Genomic DNA, 1086 nt, shown 5'->3' with positions numbered 1-1086 from the left:
CCATTGCCGAGGCTGCCGGCGCCAAGGGTTTTGCCGCGGCAAGGCATGGCGACGCGGTGCTGATGGGCACCGGCCGTGACGAGAAGGCCGGCGACAAGAGCCTGCTTTGTATCAGGCCCCAGCACCTCAGCCTGACGGCCGATGGCGACCATACCAATCGCATTGTCGGCACGCTCCTGGAGGTGCACTGGCAAGGCGAACTCACCCATCTCGTGCTCGATGTCGACGGCACGACGGTGCGCGTCTCGGCGACGAGACTGCCGATGGCCCTGCCGGAACCCGGCGCCAAGGTGCCGCTGTTCTTCGCGCCCACCGACACCTCGCTCGTTCCGGAAGACGCCGGTGTCTGAGGCTGTCGCTATCGCCTCGCCAGCGGTCAGGAGAGAGCCTGGCAGATTCTGGATCGTGCCGCCGGCCGCACTCCTGGCCCTGCTGTTCTTCTATCAGCTGGCGCTCATCGCCCGGCAGGCCTTCCTGGACGACAGCGGCGTTGCCAATGTCGCCGAAGTGATCCGCGTCCTGCATTCGCGCTTCTTCCTCAACGCGCTGATCAACACGGTGACGATTTCGGTTATCGCGACTGCCGGGTGCCTGATCGTCGGTCTCGTGCTGGCACTGATCCTGGCCTTCGTTCCGTTCCCCGGCAGCGGCTTCATCGCCAGGCTGATCGACACCTTCATCGCATTGCCGACCTTCCTGGTGACGCTCGCCTTCACCTTCCTCTACGGCTCCGCAGGCATGCTCAACGCAGGGCTGATGGAGACCTTTTCACTGCCGTCGCCGCCCGTCGATTTTCTCTATTCGAGCTGGGGCGTGGTGCTGGCCGAGGTCACTGTCTACACGCCGTTCATCCTACGGCCGCTGCTTGCCGCCTTCTCGCTGGTGGACCGCAGCCAGATCGAAGCGGCAAGCGTGCTCGGCGCGCGGTCGTTCCGCATCGTGCGCCAAATCATCCTGCCGGCCGCCATCCCGGCGCTCATTGCCGGCGGGAGCCTCTGCCTGCTGCTCACCGTCAACGAGTTCGGCATCGTGCTGTTCATCGGCGCCAAAGGGGTCATCACGCTGCCGCTGCTGATCTATGGAAGG

General features: G+C 65.0%; 2 protein-coding genes. Both read left to right on the top strand.

The features are described from left to right. Nucleotides 1-350, top strand: a 350-nt coding sequence (locus tag FJ980_RS33710) for a TOBE domain-containing protein (protein WP_140547675.1), incomplete at its 5' end; no start/stop codon positions are given. Continuing rightward, nucleotides 343-1086, top strand: a 744-nt coding sequence (locus tag FJ980_RS33705) for a 2-aminoethylphosphonate ABC transporter permease subunit (RefSeq protein ID WP_140547674.1), incomplete at its 3' end; no start/stop codon positions are given. The genes FJ980_RS33710 and FJ980_RS33705, both read left to right, overlap by 8 nt.

Source organism: Mesorhizobium sp. B1-1-5 (assembly GCF_006443065.1).
Classification (GTDB): Bacteria; Pseudomonadota; Alphaproteobacteria; order Rhizobiales; family Rhizobiaceae; genus Mesorhizobium.
Note: the sequence above shows the minus strand (reverse complement) of the source record. Positions and strands in the feature narration are given on the sequence as shown.